Origin of the sequence: Methylophaga sp. OBS3 (assembly GCF_026319325.1) — a bacterium.
Lineage (GTDB): Bacteria > Pseudomonadota > Gammaproteobacteria > Nitrosococcales > Methylophagaceae > Methylophaga.
Genome location: NZ_JAPDMU010000006.1, coordinates 32860 through 52358 on the forward strand (window position 1 = coordinate 32860; position 19499 = coordinate 52358).

General features: G+C 43.2%; 21 protein-coding genes. 13 read left to right on the forward strand and 8 right to left on the reverse strand.

What is annotated here, in order from left to right; translation table 11 throughout:
- The first annotated feature begins 5 nt into the window (after positions 1-5).
- The 4 genes from OMP94_RS10590 to OMP94_RS10605 are packed head-to-tail and all read left to right on the forward strand — an operon-like array spanning position 6 to position 3345.
- The gene (locus OMP94_RS10590; RefSeq protein ID WP_266278273.1) at positions 6-593 is read left to right on the forward strand and encodes a septation protein A; all 588 of its coding nucleotides are present in this window, start codon (positions 6-8) and stop codon (positions 591-593) included.
- A gap of 3 nt (positions 594-596) precedes the next feature.
- On the forward strand, positions 597-896 hold the full coding sequence (locus OMP94_RS10595; protein ID WP_266278274.1) for a YciI family protein: 300 nt from the start codon (positions 597-599) through the stop codon (positions 894-896).
- On the forward strand, positions 893-1159 hold the full coding sequence (locus tag OMP94_RS10600) for a BolA family protein (RefSeq protein ID WP_266278275.1): 267 nt from the start codon (positions 893-895) through the stop codon (positions 1157-1159). The genes OMP94_RS10595 and OMP94_RS10600 overlap by 4 nt, the downstream gene beginning before the upstream one ends.
- A 2-nt stretch (positions 1160-1161) precedes the next feature.
- Positions 1162-3345: a PilZ domain-containing protein gene (locus OMP94_RS10605; RefSeq protein WP_266278276.1), complete on the forward strand. Its 2184-nt coding sequence runs from the start codon at positions 1162-1164 to the stop codon at positions 3343-3345.
- On the opposite strand, the gene pmbA is transcribed toward OMP94_RS10605, so the two are convergent.
- From pmbA to OMP94_RS10640, 7 genes are read right to left on the reverse strand one after another with little or no spacing between them, the layout of a single operon-like run.
- Positions 3342-4667: a metalloprotease PmbA gene (pmbA, locus tag OMP94_RS10610; protein WP_266278277.1), complete on the reverse strand. Its 1326-nt coding sequence runs from the start codon at positions 4665-4667 to the stop codon at positions 3342-3344. The genes OMP94_RS10605 and pmbA overlap by 4 nt on opposite strands.
- Complete coding sequence (locus OMP94_RS10615) at positions 4664-5074, reverse strand: M67 family metallopeptidase (RefSeq protein WP_266278278.1); 411 nt, start codon at positions 5072-5074, stop codon at positions 4664-4666. The genes pmbA and OMP94_RS10615 overlap by 4 nt, the downstream gene beginning before the upstream one ends.
- A gap of 1 nt (position 5075) precedes the next feature.
- Complete coding sequence (locus OMP94_RS10620; RefSeq protein ID WP_266278279.1) at positions 5076-5831, reverse strand: HesA/MoeB/ThiF family protein; 756 nt, start codon at positions 5829-5831, stop codon at positions 5076-5078.
- Positions 5828-6679 carry a peptide chain release factor N(5)-glutamine methyltransferase gene (prmC, locus tag OMP94_RS10625; protein WP_266278280.1) on the reverse strand — a complete coding sequence of 284 codons (852 nt, stop codon included), beginning with the start codon at positions 6677-6679 and terminating at the stop codon, positions 5828-5830. Before prmC ends, OMP94_RS10620 begins: the two co-directional genes overlap by 4 nt.
- A 12-nt stretch (positions 6680-6691) precedes the next feature.
- Positions 6692-7699, reverse strand: coding sequence for a response regulator (locus OMP94_RS10630; RefSeq protein WP_266278281.1), 1008 nt, complete (start codon positions 7697-7699; stop codon positions 6692-6694).
- 10 nt (positions 7700-7709) lie between these two features.
- Positions 7710-8021 carry a DUF3301 domain-containing protein gene (locus OMP94_RS10635; protein ID WP_266278282.1) on the reverse strand — a complete coding sequence of 104 codons (312 nt, stop codon included), beginning with the start codon at positions 8019-8021 and terminating at the stop codon, positions 7710-7712.
- Entirely contained in the window at positions 8018-8746 is a 729-nt protein-coding gene (locus tag OMP94_RS10640) for a 16S rRNA (uracil(1498)-N(3))-methyltransferase (RefSeq protein WP_266278283.1), read from the reverse strand. Before OMP94_RS10640 ends, OMP94_RS10635 begins: the two co-directional genes overlap by 4 nt.
- A 96-nt stretch (positions 8747-8842) precedes the next feature.
- On the opposite strand from OMP94_RS10640, the gene OMP94_RS10645 reads away from it, so the two are divergent.
- The 9 genes from OMP94_RS10645 (at position 8843) to OMP94_RS10685 (ending at position 18405) form a co-directional block, all read left to right on the forward strand.
- A complete protein-coding gene (locus OMP94_RS10645; RefSeq protein WP_266278284.1) occupies positions 8843-9643 on the forward strand; it encodes an inositol monophosphatase family protein in 801 nt (266 codons plus the stop codon).
- Positions 9636-10373 carry a peptidoglycan editing factor PgeF gene (gene pgeF / locus OMP94_RS10650; RefSeq protein WP_266278285.1) on the forward strand — a complete coding sequence of 246 codons (738 nt, stop codon included), beginning with the start codon at positions 9636-9638 and terminating at the stop codon, positions 10371-10373. The genes OMP94_RS10645 and pgeF overlap by 8 nt, the downstream gene beginning before the upstream one ends.
- Before the next feature lie 39 nt (positions 10374-10412).
- Positions 10413-11225: a ZIP family metal transporter gene (locus OMP94_RS10655; protein ID WP_266278286.1), complete on the forward strand. Its 813-nt coding sequence runs from the start codon at positions 10413-10415 to the stop codon at positions 11223-11225.
- Positions 11225-12238 carry a lipopolysaccharide heptosyltransferase II gene (gene waaF, locus OMP94_RS10660; RefSeq protein WP_266278287.1) on the forward strand — a complete coding sequence of 338 codons (1014 nt, stop codon included), beginning with the start codon at positions 11225-11227 and terminating at the stop codon, positions 12236-12238. The genes OMP94_RS10655 and waaF overlap by 1 nt, the downstream gene beginning before the upstream one ends.
- Before the next feature lie 39 nt (positions 12239-12277).
- Positions 12278-13027 (forward strand): lipopolysaccharide kinase InaA family protein, encoded by a 750-nt coding sequence (locus tag OMP94_RS10665; RefSeq protein WP_266278288.1) that lies wholly within the window; start codon positions 12278-12280, stop codon positions 13025-13027.
- Between the two features lie 16 nt (positions 13028-13043).
- Positions 13044-14552, forward strand: coding sequence for a hypothetical protein (locus OMP94_RS10670; RefSeq protein WP_266278289.1), 1509 nt, complete (start codon positions 13044-13046; stop codon positions 14550-14552).
- A 36-nt stretch (positions 14553-14588) separates the two neighbouring features.
- A complete protein-coding gene (locus tag OMP94_RS10675; protein WP_266278290.1) occupies positions 14589-15674 on the forward strand; it encodes a glycosyltransferase in 1086 nt (361 codons plus the stop codon).
- A gap of 27 nt (positions 15675-15701) precedes the next feature.
- Positions 15702-16382, forward strand: a complete 681-nt coding sequence (locus tag OMP94_RS10680) for a DUF6625 family protein (RefSeq protein WP_266278291.1) — start codon at positions 15702-15704, stop codon at positions 16380-16382.
- Positions 16383-16680: 298 nt separating this feature from the next.
- On the forward strand, positions 16681-18405 hold the full coding sequence (locus OMP94_RS10685; RefSeq protein WP_266278292.1) for a carbamoyltransferase: 1725 nt from the start codon (positions 16681-16683) through the stop codon (positions 18403-18405).
- On the opposite strand, the gene OMP94_RS10690 is transcribed toward OMP94_RS10685, so the two are convergent.
- Entirely contained in the window at positions 18402-19457 is a 1056-nt protein-coding gene (locus OMP94_RS10690; protein WP_266278293.1) for a CgeB family protein, read from the reverse strand. The genes OMP94_RS10685 and OMP94_RS10690 overlap by 4 nt on opposite strands.
- Between the last annotated feature and the right edge of the window lie 42 nt (positions 19458-19499).

Genomic DNA, 19499 nt, shown 5'->3' on the forward strand with positions numbered 1-19499 from the left:
AAACAATGAAATTACTCAGCGATTTTTTACCGATCATTCTCTTTTTTATTGCCTATAAATTTGGCGGTGGCACTTATGAATGGGGCGGACAAAGCTATGAAGTTGCCGGTATTTACGCCGCAACGTTTGTCATGATGGTCGCCACTTTATTGCAAGTGCTTTACACCTGGTTGCGCTATCGTCGCACTGAAAAACAACATCTCATCACGCTTGCTTTAGTCATGGTGCTGGGCGGTGCAACTTTATGGCTGCAAAATCCTGAGTTTGTTATGTGGAAACCAACGGCTGTTAATTGGTTATTTGCTGCAGCATTCATCGGTGCCAAAATTTTCACCGACAAAACCTTGCTTGAACGCTTGATGGAAAACCATATTCAACTGCCAACTTTTGTTTGGTCTCGCTTGAATACTGCTTGGGTGCTTTTCTTCATTTTCTCCGGCTTTCTCAACATTTATATCGCCTACGGTTATTCAGAAGAAACATGGGTCAACTTTAAACTGTTTGGCTCATTAGCTATCACCATCGTCTTTATTGCGGGTCAGGCGCTGTACTTATCAAAGTACGCCACTGAAGTCCCTAAAACGCGAGATTAAGGTATGTGGTACGCGATTATCAGTGAAGATAAAAATGATAGTTTGGAACGTCGCTTAGCCGCTCGACCAGCACATTTAGCACGCCTACAATCTTTGCAAGACGAAGGTCGTTTGTTACTAGCAGGCCCACACCCAGCGATTGATAGTGAAGATCCTGGCGCTGCAGGTTTTACTGGCAGTCTAGTGGTTGCTGAGTTTGATAGCCTGCAAGCTGCTCAAGCTTGGGCCGGCGCAGATCCGTATATTGATGCTGACGTCTACGAAAAAGTCACTGTTAAACCTTTCCGTAAAGTATTGCCATGAGTACCGAAGATATACTGCGTGAACGTCTCCAGTCACTAAATCCTGACACATTAGAAATCATTGATGAAAGCCACTTGCATGCTGGTCATGCAGGTAATACCGGTGGCGGTCATTTCAATATTTTTATTGTCAGCGAGCAGTTCTCTGGCTTACTGCCATTAAAGCGTCATCGCTTAGTATTTGATGCTGTGGGTGATTTGATGCAACAAAAAATCCATGCACTCAGTATCAAAGCCAAAACGCCGGCGGAATTTAACGGTTAAAAATGGCTGATGCCGATAGCCGCCAGAAAAATCAGGCGTTCCTGCAACAAATGGAACGTCAGCGGCTACAAAAGCCTTGTCTACGGGCTATTGATTTACGGGGCAAAGTCATTGGTGAATGTCAGGCTTACCAAATTGGTCAGCAAACACATTATCTCGACGATCGAAGTTACCTTCTACTTAAAACCCTACTCGAACGCAGCGATAATAAATTTACCGTTGGGGTGTTTGAAGCTTGGCAAAAAGCACGCGAATTACTCGATAAACAAACCACCACACCACAAGCGCAGGCCCCAAAGCCCATTTTGCTTCGCGATGCTGACCACTATCAAAAAATAGACTTCTCTCAACCGATTTTAAGACGCGAACTTCGGCTTAACATCGCGACCAATGTGCTGGTTGATGTCGATGAACTTCGTTATCACGCCACCACAATTGATATGAGTGTGAGTGGTATGCGGATCAGTATGCGACCCACGCAGTATTTGCAAAAAGACCAGCATGTCTTGATATCACTGCCGCAGTTACAAGAAAACGCGCCAGAAAACCTGTTAACCGAGCTGACCTATCAAATCACCTCGTTACAACATACACCACAGCAAACCATTGCCATCATCCAACGCCAATGCAGTGATGATATTCAGTTAAATTATTGGCTTACGCAGTGGTTACATGACAAGCAATCACTGAGCGTTGTGAATCTTGATAGCGAATTACTGAATATCGCTAACGAATATTATCTAAGACTATTCTGCCAATACTTTTCAAGCCCACTATTTTGGGCTGAGCAAGACTTAAGTAATATTTTGTTTACACACTCAAGTGAACCAGCAGAGTCCGTTTTAAATTCGCTAGAAAAAGTACAAGTGCTTAACAAGCTTCCTATTCAAGCCTTAGAAACAGCACAGGCCGTTCTGATACAAATTAATCAGGATGATACACTCTCTTGGGCTGACACGAATGATGCTGTACAAATACAGCAACTGTCTTCTCATAAGGCCGCTAAAAAACAGTATTTGTTACGTAAACAAACAATTACTTTTTCAGCTGAACAAGTTTCTCAAACGCTTGAGCCACTTGCAGCGCGCCAATCAGATTTAGCCCTATCACTTGCTGAGAAATTGCAGCAATGCCAACTTTTGTTAACCCTGACCGATATCTCTACTGGTAATCATGACTTCGTTAAATCAGATGATATTAATGAGCATGAAAATGTGTCTGAAACGTCGATTTCATTGCCAGAAGCACAGCGCTTAAGCCTTTACATCACCCGCAGTACTGAGCGTTACGAAATCCATACTCCAATCCAACTGCATATCAATCAGCAGCAGTTATCACTGGTAACCAACGAATTATCAGCGGGGGGCTTATCGGTGAGAGTACCGGCATCACAATCAGTGACCACCGGTAGCCGAGTCAACGTTGATTTCACTCGCTGGCAACAACAAAGCAAATTGAAACTCACCCAAGTACCGTATGAAGTGCGTAGCCAACAACATTGGCAGGGTATGACATTGTTAGGCCTGCGCAGATTAGTTGAGAGCTGCCCTAGCAGTATCAATACTTTTTTTGATCAGATCCTCGCCGAAAATAAACCTACATTAAGTGTTCGTAATGATGATCTTGCCCTGCAACTCAGCAGCCGATTATTTGCAAATCAACTGCGCGATAACTTGGCTGATGTTTTGTTATTTTTTGGTTTAGACGCTGACAACAACCGTATTTTGCAAGCTGTTGCCTCAACAACCAACAATAACGCCAATTCCCACCAGTCGCTATGGCAAGCTATCAGTTATGCCACAGGCCGCATCACTCAACCGCTTAAACTACCGATTAGCGACTTGCAAGCAGGGTTGCAGTTTGGTCTGTATGCGTTTAGTCGAACCACAGAGTCAGAATGGCAAATTAGTAGTGATCTCTTGTTTGAAGATATGGCAAGTAAACAATTCTTTATTAACCGAGCGATGAACTCGGCGGAATATCGATTCTTTAATTGCCAGTTGCAGCCAATCAAACCAACAACTTGGTCAGCCGCTGCCGATTTGCAGCAGCAATTAACGCAACTTCGCCGTCACAATAATCACAAAGTGAAGCAAATCCGTGAAACGCTTAGTAGTTTATTTGTAATCGCGCAGCTCACCGATATTACCCAAGTACTTGTTAACCAGTTTGGAAATAAGTCTTAAGCAGCAACGGTCATTCGGTCGATGAGCACTGAGCCACTGCGGGTATTACCGCGAAGATCGATATCATTACCAACCGATTGAATACCCATAAACATGTCTTGTAAGCGGCCCGCAATGGTGAACTCATCAATGGCGTGTTGGATTTCACCATTCTCAACCCAAAATCCAGCAGCCCCTTGAGAATAGTCACCAGTAACGATATTACTGCCCATGCCCATGGTTTCGGTGACGATGACACCGCGGTCCATTTGCTTCAGTAATCCAGCAAAATCTAGATCACCGGAATCAATGGTCAGATTATGTACACCGCCAGCATTACCCGTGGTGGTGGTGTTCAATTTACGTGCTGAGTAGCTGTCTAAAACATAACCTTGCAACACACCGTTTTGGATAATATCGCGTGCTTTGGTGGCAACGCCCTCACCATCAAAGTTAGCACTGCCCATGGCTTTTTGGATATGTGGTTGCTCATGGATATGCATAAACTCAGGGAATATTTGTTGGCCTTTCGCATCCAGTAAAAAACTGGCTTGACGATATTGTGCGCCGCCACGAATGGCTGAAATCAATTGACCAAACAGGCTACTCGCCATTTCAGCAGCAAATAATACTGAGTATTGGCCCGTTTTAACCTCTTTGGCATTTAGTCTTGATAACGTTCGCTCAGCAGAACGTCGGCCAATAAACGTGGCATCTTGCAGATCATTGGCATCACGGGCCTGGTCATACCAATAATCCCGTTGCATGCCTTTTTTATCTTGGGCAATCAACGTACAGCCAATGCTATGACGGCTTGATTGGGTGCTACCAGCAAACCCTAAGCTATTGGCATACACTCTTCGACCTTGATGTGTTGAGACACTGGCGCCTTCAGAGTTTGTGATTTGTGATGAAAAATCTCGCCCAGCTTGTTCACATTGCATCGCCAATTCAATCGCTTTATCAGGCGAAATATCCCAAGGATGATAAAGCGACAAGTCAGGAAACTCTGTCGCTAACAATGATTTATCTGGCAAACCAGCAAACTCATCTGCTTGGGTAAACTTGGCAATGCTGCAAGCCATCGCGACAGTTTCCGCAATAGCAGATTCACGTAAATCAGATGTGCTTGCTGATGCCTTACTCTGACCGAGATAAACCGTGATCGCCATACCGGTATCGTTGTTGTGTTCTAGCGTTTCGATTTCTGCCTGACGCACAGAGACAGATAAACCATGGCTATTTGAAATACCGACCTCTGCAGCAGTGGCGCCCAATTGACGTGCTTTATCCAGCGCAAATTCTGCGGCTTTTAACAACGTCGCTTCGTCATATTGACTCATATGATTAAATCTACCTCTTCGAGTTTTCCTGACTGACGGTCAAAGCCACGCATTTCCAACACCCCTTTTGTATTCAGCGATATCAGCAAATACAACGCCTCGGGAAAGTCAGCAACATCTTCATCAGTAATCGCGGGCAATGCTGGTGAATTTGGGTGTGAGTGATACACCGCATATAACGCTTGCTCGGCTGCCTCTATAGCTTTTATAGCTGTTAATTGCTCGCTAGCATTTAAAGCAAACATGACGCTCGCATCAGTTTCCTGCATTTCTAATGGATAGCAAACACAGTCATCTTGCTTACGGCCCACTAGCCCACAGACTTCACGGCTGGGTGAAAGCTGCGCCTGATGTAACAGTGCGTTAACTAACGTACGCGGTATACGCACGGTTTGTTTCTGCGTCATATTATTTTCCTTGAGCATGGCAGACCGGACAGGCCGGATCTTGCGGGAGTCGCATTTCCCGTATTTGCAAACTGAGTGCATCAATCATTAATACTCGTCCAGAGAGTGACTGACCGGCATCGGTTAACAATTTGATGGTTTCGATGGCTTGTATGCTACCGATTAAGCCCAATAATGGCGATAAAACACCATTTTCAGCACAGCTTTGTGGCGTTTCATTGCCTTCGTCATCATATAAACAGCGATAGCATGGTGCCCCCCCCTGGCGTGGGTCAAATACCGTAACTTGGCCCTCCCAACGTATTGCCGCACCGGAGACCCATGAGGTTTGAGTTTGTTGGCAAAGACGATTGAGTAAAAATCGACTGGCAAAGTTATCAGTACAATCCACCACCACATCAATGTCAGGCAATAATGTGCTTAACTCGTCGTCATCGAGACGCTTAGCAATACACTCAACGACAACCTCTTCGTTTAAGGCATTGATTGTCGTTGCTGCGGAATCGGTTTTGAGTTGGCCGACCGTCTCAGTACGGTGGATAATTTGGCGCTGTAAATTGGTTAGCTCGACCTCATCATCATCGACCAGTACCAAGTTACCGACACCACTTGCTGCCAGATAAAGTGCAACCGGTGAGCCTAAACCGCCCATACCGATAATCATTACACGACTATTAATCAGCTTTTGCTGGCCATCGTATTCAAGGTGCGGCAACAAGATATGCCGACTGTAACGTAATAATTGTTGGTCATTCATACCGGTATTTTACCTGATGGCAACTGCCCCATGACCACCCTGTCCTGTCCACCAAAATCTTGATGACCACTAACCTCAATAAACCCAGCAGCTTTAAATAAATTCTGAACAGCTTCTGATTGGTTCCAGCCATGCTCAATCAAAAGCCAGCCGCCTGATTTCAATACATCAGGTGCTTGATGCACGATATGTCTGATGTCATCCAGTCCATCGCTGCCTGAAGCGAGTGCTGAGCGTGGTTCAAAACGAAGGTCGCCGGTCTCAAGATGCGGGTCGTCATCTTCAATATAGGGTGGATTACTCACCAATAGATCTAAACGATTGGCAGCTATCATCGTCGCCCAAGCACCTTGAGAAAACTGCACATTTTTCACTGCATAGGTTTCAGCATTTTGACGAGCGACTTTTAACGCGGGAAGTGAATAGTCACTTGCCAACCAAAAACTGTCTGACCGTTGCTTGGCTGCTGCTAACGCAATTGCACCACTACCGGTACCAAGATCAGCACACACCGCATTTATAGGCATTTTACTTAATGCCAGTGTCACTAAAAGCTCAGTATCGGGCCTAGGTATTAACGTGGCATCGGTGACCGCCAGATCCATATCCCAAAAACCACGATAGCCCATCAGATACGCGACTGGCTGGCCTGAGTTTCTGGCATCGATCAGCTGAAAAAACGTGACAGCTTCATTATCAGAGAGTGGTTCGTTGGCATCGGTCACCAGTTTTACCAATGAACACCCCAGCACATGACACAGCAATAACTCGGCTTCTTGACGAGCATCCTGAGTATTTAATTGGGCACTGGCTTGCTGTAACGCTTGCGTCAGCGTTATCTCACTCACTAAGTTCACCAACTATATGACGCTGATGATAAGTGCAGCTAAGGCAATACCAATTGCCGCCCAAGCTAACGTCACATTACGTTTACCAGCATTTTCTAGTTCTGCACGTTGGCTCTGTAACTGTGTTGTTAATGCAGCATTTTGTTGCGCCATCGCTAACTCCAACTGTGGCGTAATGGCTGAGTTTAACTGCGTTGATAATTGCTGTTGAACTTGCGTCGAAATCATCTCAGCAAGCTGCGTATTCATTGTTGATTCAATCGATAACTGTTGCTGATGAAGCCATTCAACTGACTGTTGCTGTAATACCGCTTGCCATTTTTCCGACACATCAAAGTTTTGAAATGCCTGCTCTAAAGCTGAGTTGACTGTTGCCGACACTTGGTTAGTGTCAACTTGTTGCTGAGATTGAGACTGGCTCTGCGCAACCGATGCGGCAATTTGCTGGCGAATGACGGGCAATACCGCATCAACGATTGATTGTTTTGCAGCGTCAATCTGCTGGCTTTGTTGCTGTGCCAACTCAACACGCAGTGCTGGCAATGCTTGTTGTTCAATTTGCTGGCGAACTTCGCTGATAACAGCAGAAATATCCAGTGTTGGTGTGACTGCTTCAGGCTCAGCTGTTATTGCTGTTTCTGCTGCTTTAGTAGGCAACTGACTTAACACTTGTTGTAACGCTTCTGAGGCTGGCGGTTTAGCTAATACGGTTTCTGCGCCAGCTTCTACAGCAGCATTTTTCTCGATATCACTATCATTTCCCGTACAAATCACCACAGGAACCGCCTGTAATTTCCCATCAGCTTTGATAGTACGTGTTGCCGTCAGGCCGTCCATGCCAGGCATCATTAAATCCATAAAGATCACGCTCGGCAAATGTGTTTGCTGTGCTAACCATGCCAATGCATTTTCAGCACTGTCGTGCTCAACGACGTCGAACTGTTGTGCCAGCAGGAGTTTATTTAGCGTCAACCGCGCCACTTTGGAATCATCAACCACTAATGCCAATTTATTTGTCATAGCTTGTTACCTATGCCACTCGATGAGGATCTAATTGAATATTCTTTACCCGTTTGCCCAGCATAACAACCTCACCACGATAACGCTGATTACCATCACTAGAAAACTCAAAAAAATAACTCCGCTCAAAAGCCATACGACCTTTAAGGTTTCGCTTTAAACGGATTTTCTGCCAAGCCACTGTGTCGTTTAAAAAGCTGACATTCATTGACTCACAATATTGCTTAGCGACTCGGGTTGCATGCTCAGCAACACCTCGGCTATCCCACCAAAACCAGCCGATAGCCATCAACAAAATTAAAACAATCGTACTGTCACTCATCCAATATCACCCCAACTTGCTTGGACAATGGCCAATGCTGCCGCTGAGGCCGTTTCTGTTCTTAAAATGCGTGGCCCAAAACGTAATGCGGTATAGCCACTTTGTTTCGCATCCAGAATTTCGCTATCGCTAAGCCCACCTTCAGGCCCGATAAGTAAGGTCACTGCCTTTTGCTTGGCAAGTCCACTAAAGCCTTGATCGGCTGTTGGGTCTAAAACCAATTTACAATCCGTTTGACTGTTAGCAAGGGCATCTGACAAATCCACAACAGGTGCCAATGTCGGTAACACCGCTCTGCCACTTTGCTCGCAAGCACTGACCATCACACCATGCCAATGTGCCCAGCGTTTATCAGCCCGCTCTCCTTGGAGCTGAACATTACAGCGCTCAGTGATGACCGGCACGATATGTTGCACCCCCAGTTCAACGGCTTTTTGTATCGCATAGTCCATGCGCTCACCACGCGAGATGCCTTGTAGCAAAAATACCGGTAAAGGTGACTCACTATTATTTTCTACTTCGCTTGTAAGCCTTGCTTTTGCTTCACGTTTGGCGACATCGGTGATCTCGGCGAGATATTCAGCCCCCTCACCATCAAATAATTGGATTTCAGCCCCTGCTTTTAGACGTAATACCTGAATTGCATGACGAAATATCGTGTCAGGTAGCGAAAAAGCTTCGTTCCACTGATATGGGCCGGGATAATAAAAACGTAAACTTCGCATGAAATATTGCGCTTAATTAATGTTGATAATGGCAGTTTACAGGCTGCTTCACTGGCTTTGAATAAGCAGGTAAAAATCACTGCTATACTCTAGCCCATGAAAATTGACTTGCCGCAGCTTCAACAACTCGTCACGATCACCGTACAACAAGAGCTTATGCCTTTGTTTAATGCGGTTACGAGACGTTATAAAAATGATGGCAGTGTCGTCACCATTGCCGATCAACTGCTCCAACAAAAATTAGGTGATGTGCTGACTGGTTTTTATCCCGGCAGCGTTATGCTCGGTGAAGAGATGTCGCCAAGCCAACAACAAGAATTGATGCAAACAGCAAGTCCTCTATGGGTGTTAGACCCAATCGATGGCACAAGCAACTTTGCCGCTGGTTTACCTTTTTTTTCCGTGTCGCTAGCTTTAATTCAGAATGGTGAAGTGACCCATGGGATTGTCTATGATCCGCTAGCGGATGAGTGTTTTGCTGCTGCTATCGGTGAAGGTGCTTGGTGTAATGGTCAGGCACTAAAAACAAGTCCCAGTGGACTGACACTGAAACAAACCATTGCGATTGTCGATTTCAAACGCTTACCGACTGAGCTAGCAACAAGAATGGTTAAAGAAAAACCTTATGGCTCACATCGTAGTATTGGGTCGATTGCACTTGAGCTATGTTGGTTAGCCGCTGGCAGAGCCCAAGTTTACCTGCATGCTAAACAACACCTATGGGACTATGCTGCGGCCCAATTGATCTTAAGTGAGGCTGGTGGCTTTCTCTGTACGTTAGATAACGAACCTGTCTTTAGCGCAGACTTAACGCCACGATCCACTTGCGCTGCCATCGATGAAACCCTCTTTGCCGCTTGGCGAGACTATCTCCATGTGCCCCGCTGGAATGGCTGACGAATTTATTCTCCCCGACTGGCCTGCCCCCGCCAACGTTCATGCGTTGGCTACAACTCGGTTTGGCGGTCAAAGTCCAGCGCCATACGACAGCCTTAATTTGGGCGATCATGTTGGTGATGATCTGCAAAATGTTTTGGCTAACCGTCAATATTTAACTGAGCACGCATCCCTACCCTCTTCACCACTATGGTTAACTCAAACGCACTCAACCATTGTGCTTAATAGTCAGGACTGGCAACAAGCTATCGAAGCTGACGCAACGGTGTCACAACAAGTTAATGCGGTTTGTGTGGTTATGACAGCTGATTGTTTACCTATCCTGATTTGCGATACAGCGGGTACTGAGATTGCCGCCATTCACGCTGGCTGGCGAGGCTTATGTGATGGCATTATCGAAAATACGTTAAAAAAACTTTTTTCTGACACAAGCAACTTAATGGCTTGGCTTGGTCCTGCGATTGGGCCATCAAAGTTTGAGGTAGGCGAAGAAGTAAGAGACGCTTTTTTAGCGCATTCTGCCACTGCAGATAGCGCATTTCAGCCCTCTCGACCGAATCATTATTTTGCTGATATTTATCAATTAGCTAAACAACGTCTGGCGGCCTGTGGACTAACAAGTGTTTACGGTGGCGACTATTGCACGGTTAGCGAACCTGAGAAGTTCTTTTCATATCGACGAGATAACGTCACAGGAAGAATGGCATCACTTATCTGGTTGTCCACGTAAGTGGTATGATCTGCCGATTATTTGCGCTGTTGAGTTGTTATGGATTTATTAATCTGGATCGTCGCCTTTAGTTTAATTGGCGGCTTATTGAGTGTCGGCATTGCCTCATCATTCTTACTTCTATCAGAAAAAGCCCGCAACCATATGGTGCCGCACTTGGTTAGTTTCGCAATCGGGGCACTTCTCGGCGCATCCTTCCTGGGCTTGATACCACATGCTATTGAGCACCAATTTTCAGTGGAAGCCCATGAACTTGGCCTGACCTTATTATTAGGTTTATTACTGTTTTTTGTCTTAGAAAAGATGGTGCTTTGGCGTCACTGCCATAGCCATCATGGCCACGAACACATTCCTGAGTTGGGTCCTGATCATCACTCACATGATGGTCATCATCATGCTCATGGGAAAGCTGCAGGCACACTCATTCTTGTCGGTGACACAATTCATAACTTTGTCGATGGTATTTTGATTGCTGCCGCATTCTTGACCGATGTGCATTTAGGGATTGTGACGGCTCTGGCTATTGCCGCCCATGAAATCCCACAAGAATTAGGAGATTTTGTCATTCTTCTGCATAGCGGTTACAGCAGAAGTAAAGCCCTTTACTTCAACATGCTATCGAGTTTGGGTACGGTTTTGGGCGCCGTTTTAGCCTACTTCTTGCTCAGCGACTTACAGCATTTATTGCCTTATGTATTGATTGTTGCCGCTTCAAGTTTTATCTATGTTGCCGTTGCTGATTTAATACCTGGTCTACATTCACGAGTCCGCCTAAGTGAAACCTTGCAGCAAATTTTATTAATTGCCGCAGGGGTTGTATTTATCTATTTCGCGCACAGCACACTGCACTGATGTCAGAACGCATGGCGATTTTGATTATCGGCCCATCATGGGTGGGCGATATGGTAATGGCACAATCGTTGTTTATCGCGCTTAAACAACAACATCCTCATTGTGAGATTGATGTCTTAGCGCCAGCTTGGACTCGTCCACTGTTGGATAGAATGCCTGAAGTTCGTGCGGCTATTGATATGCCAGTTACCCACGGTATGTTTGCTTGGCAAGCCCGCAAAGAGATTGGCAAATCATTACAAGGCCAATACGACCAAGCCATTGTCCTGCCTAACTCATGGAAATCAGCTTTAATTCCATGGTTTGCCAAAATCCCTAAACGCACTGGTTGGCTTGGTGAAATGCGTTATGGTTTGCTGAATGATATTCGTAAACTAGATAAGCATGCGCTACCGTTAATGGTAGAACGCTTCGTAGCACTCGCATTCCCGAAAGCCCAGTCATCTCAAATGCCAAGCTGGCAACCACCAGCAATGAAAGCGTCAGCGATTGATTCTGAGTTAAATCCAGTACGTGAGAATAATCAGCAACGTTTAATTTTGTGTCCTGGTGCAGAGTTTGGCCCTGCCAAGCAATGGCCTGTGAGTCACTATGGTGAGTTGGCAAATCACTTTTTAACGCAAGGCTGGCAGGTATTAATCCTTGGCTCTAAAGCTGACAAAAAAGTGGCTGGCGAGATTGTCGGCTCTGTACAAAAAGAGCTGCGAGAGCAGTTATATAATTTGGCCGGAAAAACCCAATTGGCTGAGGCAATAGACTTATTGGCTACTGCCGATCAGGTTGTGACCAACGACTCAGGTCTGATGCATGTTGCGTCGGCATTAAATCGACCGCTTTTGGCGATTTATGGGCCAACATCGCCATCATTTACACCGCCACTTTCTCAACAAGCTAAAATAGTGCAGATCCCGGTTGAGTGTGGCCCCTGCTTTAAAAGAACCTGCCCTGAAGGGCATCACAGCTGTATGCAAGAATTAACTGCTGCTTCCGTCATTTATAAGTTAGATAAATAAATGTGACTGAAAAAACTCAGGATGAGAGACAATTCAAGCATGGCATTTAATCTAAAAAAGCGTAGTTACTTCAACCCAAAGCTCTGGAGCAAAAAATACCGACAAAGCTTCTCTCAACTTTGGGCCTTACCCAAAGACTGGTTTGAGCCACCAAATAAAGCCAGAGGTGGTTGGAGTGGCGTTTCAAGAGCCTATATTGAAACGCGAGAGGGTAAAACCGCTGTCTTTGTAAAAAGACAAGAGCAGTATGTAAGTCGAACTTGGCTACACCCTATCCGCGGCATTCCAACATTTCAAAAAGAACTTCAGAATATCCAACGGCTTAAAAAACTAAAAATCCCAACGCTTCGTCTCGTATATTTTGGCAAAGAAAATGACCGAGCATTGTTGATCACAAAAGCACTTGATAAGTATGTTTCGCTTGATAAATTGGATCCAACATCGCTTACCCAAGCAGAACGTCGGAAACTTATTCGCAAGTTAGCTAAACTAACTCGAAAGCTGCACCGCTCTCATTATGTACATAATTGTTTTTACCCAAAACATGTCTTTGTTAGGCTGAGCAAACAAGGGAAGTGGAAAATCCGCTTTATTGATCTTGAAAAGCTTCGCTGGAGATTTAGTTCAAAATTAGCCATGAAAAGAGATTTAGCCAGCTTTAATCGTCATGCCGACTTAAAATGGAGTGCTAAGGACCGAGTTTATTTTTACAAAAATTACATGAAATTAACCTCATTAAATAAAAAAAATAAAAAAATTCTCCGCTCAATGATGAGTAACAATAAATAACAAAAAAAGAGCATTCATGTTTTACAAACTTGCCTCAAACCCAACCTATATGCCATCCCAACTAATGGTTAGGCTTTTTACAGCAATCGCAAGCCTTCTCCTCTCCGTTTATGCATTTGCAACAGATGACCTTATCAATTCTGATGGGGTTCTCTATATAGACATGGCAAGGGCTTTTTTGGAGGGTGGCCTATCCCAATCTGCCGAGCTTTATGACTGGCCGTTCTTTTCCATTTTGGTTGCGGCAATACACTTATTAACAGGTATACCTCTTGAAAGAAGCGGTGAACTCTTAAATATTGTGCTTTTTGTTGTATTTACGGACGCCTTGCTTTTGATAGGTCAAAAGTTACTCCCCAATACTCGACACCTTTTAATTGCAGGATTGTTTATTCTTGGTTTTACCTTATTTGTAGATTACAGGGCATACCTATTTAGAGACCTTGGCTATTGGGCATTTATAAGTTTAAGCCTTTATTTCTTTATTACATTTCAGGAAGCACCTAAACTTTCTAAAGCCATTTATTGGCAATTATCAATACTTTTCGCAATATTGTTCCGAGTGGAGGGTGTTGCTTTTGCAGCATTAATGCCGCTTTTGCTTCTCGCTAAGCAAGAGCCAGTAGTTAATCGCGTAAAAAACCTTGCAATGCTATGGGCACCTTTCCTTATTATTGCGATATCAGCGATAACCTTTGCATTAAGTACATCAGAAATATCAAGCTCATTCGCCAAACTCGGAGAAGTTTTAAGATATATTAATTTTTCAGATAACCTTGAAAACTTTTACGAGCGGGCAGACGTAATAAACTTGCACGTTCTAAGTCAATTCGCTAAAGATGATGGTGCGCTTGTGCTTTTCTCGGGGCTACTCGTCATGATGGCTGTTGATGTAATAACAGCATTAAGTATTGGTTATTTGATTCTATACTTAATTTCTAGACACCAAACTAAACCTCTACAGATAAACCCTATTACAAAAAATACATTAGAAATATTTATTCTAATTAATATTTTAATTTTAGCTGTTTTTTGTTTAACAAAGTTTTTCCTCAGTACTCGGTATGCATTCATGCTGGTAACAGCATTATTTTTACTGATGTTACCGAGACTTTGTCAGTATGTTGATCAAGCCCTAATAAATAAATCAAAGTTTGGGTTAGCGCTTACCTTTTTAGTTTTGATTTCAGGGCCAATTGATGGTCTAACGAGCTCGGTTTCTAAGTCCTATATAAAAGAATCTGCTTTATGGGCTGCCCAAAACTTACCGGAGAATACTTCGACATTGGCGTTTGACACCATTAGTGATTATTACTTACGTGAAAATCAAGCCAAAACCGATGTTCACCTCGCCGTTAGAACGCCAAAAATTAAAGACAGAAATTATGACTATCTCATTGTTGTGGTTAAGAAAAAAGACACTGACTTACAAAGCCAGTTAAAACAGATTAATAGTCGGGTTATTTTCTCATCGGAAAACAATAGAGGCGACAAGTCCCTCGTCCTTCAAACTATGTCAGATTAAAACTTAACAATGCAAACGTCATCTAAGTGTCACTATGTGTTACAAATTTGTCATAGCTATTATGACCCTTTCCTTGACTGTGCAAGACAATATGCGGCGCTATTCAACAGTAAACCTTTCAAAGTTATCACTGTGTTTTTGTCAGGGGAAAAATCTGATGAAGTTGCTAATAAAGCGGGGGCAGATGAAGTCGTATTTTTGGAATACAGCAGTAAGCAACTGACAGGCTTAAAATTAAACATCATCAGTGATATTCGAAAAATATCAAAACAATACCCGTTTGATTTTTGCATCGCTCACCGTATAAAACCCACCTATGTTGCTTTGATGGCTACGAAACTTCCGGTGCTTAGTATTCAGCATACATTTGGCTGTTTTGATCGTTTGGGTCGTCAACTTTTAGTTAACTTATTTAAACAACGGGTAAATATAATTGCAGTTTCAAATGCTTTAAGAGATGAAATTCGTAACCGTTTTAATAAATGGCCAAAAAATAGGATTACAACCCTCTATAACCATTTAGATATTAGTAAAGTTACAAATGAACAAGTATCTCAATTAGAGGCTAGAAAAAAACTCCAAATCCCGGAAAATGCCTGGATTATCGGTAATGTAGGTCGACTGCATCCCGATAAGGACCAAGCAACTTTGATTCGTGCATTCGCCAAAGCCAAACCAAACCTTCCAGAAAACAGTTACCTAGTTATCGTTGGAAAAGGAAGGCTGGAAGATGAACTAAAGCAACTTTCCAGAGCCCTTGCTGTAGATACACATATTATTTTTACAGGCCCTGTTACCAATGCTAGCGCTTACTTTAAAGCTTTCGATATTTTTGTGCTGAGCTCAGACAGCGAGCCCTTTGGAATGGTACTACTTGAAGCAATGGCCGCAAATATCCCAATTATATGTTCTGATTGTGGCGGAGGTGGGGAGATAACTCAGCCTATTGGACATTTATTCCCTTTTCAAAATGAAGAAGTTTTATCAGAGTTGATTACCGTTCAAGCTTTAAGTCATGAAGATGTTAACCACATCCCCTACCTCGCTCAAAACTTTTCAGATGAGGCCGTAAGTAGAACATTTTGGGAAACATCTTACCCAGCGTTAACAAAAAATTATTAACTTCACCGTATAAATTAAAAGATAATCATGGCCAATATTTCGATTGTTAAGTTGATTCCATACTTTGGTAAATGGCCTGATTGGTTTGAGCTTTTCTTACTGAGTTGCGAGTTCAATACCACTGTAAACTGGATATTCTATACAGACTGCCCTATCCCAGACAAAACGTTGCCAAATGTGAAGTTCATCCAGACTAGTTTTGAAAATTACAAAAGCATGGTCAGTGACAAACTGGATATCAAATTTACTCCTACATCTGCATATAAACTTTGCGATCTTAAGCCTGCATTAGGCTATATTCACCATGAGGAAATTGCTGGTTACGACTTTTATGCCTTTGGCGATATTGATGTTATTTATGGCCAAATTCGACAGTTCATCACAGATGAAATGCTCAACAAATACGATGTTATTGGCACACATGATCGGAGACTTTCAGGCCACTTTTGCTTCTTTCGTAATAATGAAAGAAACCGAAATGCTTTTAGAAAAATAAAGCACTGGCAGAAACTATTGGAAACCGAACAACACCTTGGCATTGATGAGTCTAAGTTTTCTAAAATATTTGTTGCCCACAAAAACCATCCAAAATGGTTACAAAAACTTTGGAGTATATCTTCTCGACATCAAAGAAAAGTAATATATAAAGAACAGTTTAGTACTATCCTCTCACCAATCCTCTGGTGCGGCGGACAAAAAACATCCTGAATCATGGCGTTGGCATAACGGTAACTTATCCAACGACATAGATGATAAGTGTTTTATGTATCTGCACTTCATGAACTGGAAGTCTAGTCGATGATTACCAAAGCAATATAGAGGGAACGGCGCTGCATGGGAGAACGTGAGCCCCTTAGTGAAGGTATCTATAAATACCGCTAGGCAAGAAGGTTTTAAAATTTCGACTGATGGTTTTACTGCTATCAACTAAAAATACAGTTAATAACGCCAACTCTAATTCGCTTGTTATAATTAAACGTTTATTTTTCAAATATCGACTTAATTTATGATTATTCTGGGTTTGTCCGGTGCAGTAAGCCATGATGCTTCAGCTGCAATCTATGTTGATGGTAAGTTAATTGCCGCAGCCGAAGAAGAACGTTTCCTCAGAGACAAGCATGCTAAAGGCAAAATGGCTTATGAAGCCACCAAGTTTTGCCTCGAACAAGCCGGCATTCGTCCCGATGAAGTTGATGTCGTTGCATTTCCTTATGCCAAAATTGGCCTGAGTTCTCCTGCGAGATGGCACTATGCTAAACGGCATTGGTATGCACCCGACCGCGCAATAACAGCGTTATTTGCTGGTAACCGCCGTTACTGGCGTAATCATCGTCAGGTCATGAAATTGCTTGATGATTTGGGCATTGACTCAAAACGCGTCAAATTTATGCCTGTAGAACATCACTTAGCGCATGCAAGTAGTGCCTATCACTTAAGTGGATTCAAAGAAAAAACGGCCATCATTGGTATTGATGGTAAAGGTGAATATGCGACCACTTTCTTTGGTTATGGCGAGAATGGCCGTATTCATAAAATCAAAGAGTTTTATGATCCAGATTCACTTGGTGGCATGTATGGTGCTCTAACTGAATTTCTTGGCTTTGAAATGCTCGATGGAGAATTTAAAGTGATGGGTATGGCACCTTATGGTGATCCCAAGCGCTTTGACTTTTCCCCTTTGATTTCATGCAAAGACGGTGACTTTAAGGTCAACACCAAACTCGTCAATACTGTTGGCTGGCGTCGATATAAACAAGACGGCAAAGGTTATTTCTTTAGCCCAGAACTCATTGATTGGCTGGGCCCTATGCGGCACGGCGATGAAAAGGATGAGCCGTATATTGATTATGCCGCCAGCATTCAAGACTTGCTGGAGAAAACCGCCTTACATCTGATCGATTTTTATCTGGGTGACATTATTCGCGAAACCGGAAAAATTGCTTACGCAGGTGGTGTGGCATTAAACGTAAAACTCAACCAACGTATTATTGCGATGCCGGGCGTAAAAGAGCTGTTTGTACAGCCGGCTGCAGGGGATGCTGGTACAGCGATTGGTGCAGCAAGTTATGCCTCTGAGTTACTTGGTACGCCAGTTGAGAAAATGACACATGCTTATTTGGGGCCTTCTTATACCAACGAGCAATGTATTGAGGCCTGTGAAAAATACACGCGTCCGGTCAGCTGGCAATATTTAGATGATGTCTGTGCGCAAACTGCGAAACTGCTTGATGATGGTAATCCCGTTGCTTGGTTCCAAGGCCGCATGGAGTTCGGTCCTCGAGCATTAGGTAACCGCAGTATCTTAGGCTCTCCAAGCCATTCTGGTGTTGCCGATCGTATTAATGAACAAATCAAATACCGTGAGCGCTGGCGTCCATTCTGCCCAAGTATGCTGGATAAAGTTGCGCCAGAAATTTTGCAAACAGATCACCCTAGCCCATACATGACATTTACTTTTGATGTCGCTGAAAGTTGGAAGTCTCGCATTCCGGAAGTTGTTCATGAGGATGGCACTGCTCGCGCACAAATTGTGACCAGAGACACCAACGCACGTTATTACTCGCTTTTAGAAGAGATGGAAAAACTTAATGGCAATGCTGTTATGTTGAATACATCTTTAAACCGTCGTGGTGAGCCGATGGTTTGTAGCCCAACAGATGCTTTGAATATGTTCTTTGGCTCGGATCTTCAGTATTTAGTAATGGAAGACATATTGGTAACTAAAGATTAATCAACAATTACCTTATCTATTTGATTAAGCATATCATTTACCCTGACAGGCCAAGTGTACAGTTTAGAGACCTTCTCTCTAGCTCGCTGTGCAATGGCCTGTCTTGATGAGTCATTTTTTAAATAAAACTGTACCTTATCTCGTAATTCATCAGAGCCATTGAATGTCTCAATTTCTTTACCTAACTCAAATATATTTGCCACTTCGTCGCAATAGTCAGTCAACATAAAGCACCCTGCAGCCATTGCCTCAAAAATACGCAAGTTGATACCCGTTTCTGCTGCATAAAATGGTGCTCTGGTGATATTTAAGATAATCTTTGCGTTAGCCATATGCTGATACAAGTCATTACCCCAAACAGGCTTATCAGTCACAGATTGTTTTAGTGCATCTGACATTAGAGGGAAGTGTCGCTTCCAACGGCTACCAAAGACTGATACATATTCAGCAATATGCTCTAGCATAAAAATGCGCCGCAAATCACCGCTTCCTACAAAAAGCACATCTCGGTCAACCTTATTTCTTTCTGGCAACTGCACTGAATGAGCTCCAAAAGGAGAGAACGAGGCTTGATAGCCCTTTCTTTGCAGAAAGTCAGTTACAACTTTAGAAAAAGAAAAAACGTGATCATAGACTGAAATTTCTTGCTGCAAAAAGAAAATAAACTCACGACGATTCGAGTAGAGATTACAACTGTCAGTATCGTACAGAAATAATTTGGCTTTATACCGCATAGCAAGATTCTTAAGTGCTTTTGGATCAATGAATCTGTATACAAAACCAACGACAATCACAATATTAGGCTGATTCAGTTTAAAAATACCCTCCAAAGCATCAAATCGACACTTCGGCAAATAGGTGAAACTATCTTTATCAAGCTGCTTATTACGTATTTTTTTAATTGCTTCCCTAGGTTTATAAAAACGTAGTCTTGGAAGGGATGCAAGGTTGCAATATTGGCTTCTTTCTCCTAAATCAAGCACTGACTGATGAATATCTTTTCCAAGTGAAATCCCCCCGATTCCATCCAAAATCAAAATATTCTTTGTCATTGCCATCACCCACAAAATTAATGCGTATTTTTACCAAGCAGC